This is a genomic window from Micromonospora sp. DT4, from assembly GCF_049841675.1.
Classification (GTDB): domain Bacteria; phylum Actinomycetota; class Actinomycetes; order Mycobacteriales; family Micromonosporaceae; genus Micromonospora.
The window spans coordinates 1-202 of the sequence record NZ_JBNCKT010000552.1; the positions used below are offsets into that span (position 1 = coordinate 1).

1 protein-coding gene is annotated in these 202 nt (G+C 62.4%); it reads left to right on the forward strand.

Going from position 1 to position 202, the window contains the following annotated elements:
- A partial coding sequence (locus tag ACLQ24_RS30830) for a hypothetical protein (protein ID WP_425895226.1) occupies positions 1 to 202 on the forward strand: 202 nt, incomplete at both ends.

Below are 202 nucleotides of genomic sequence, written 5' to 3' on the forward strand. Positions count from 1 at the left end.
TGGATAACATCAGTCTCGACTACGTCCTCGCTCACAAGAGCATGCACGCCCCGCGACCTTTGCCTCCCGCTGACATCAGTGAGCAGCAGGACCCGAACATCGCGGCAGTCATCGACTCTCTCGACTCTGTCGACGCTGCGTGCAGCGCCGCGGGCGTGAACACCCTGAACGCCGACCCCTTCGACACGGGGATGAACACCCT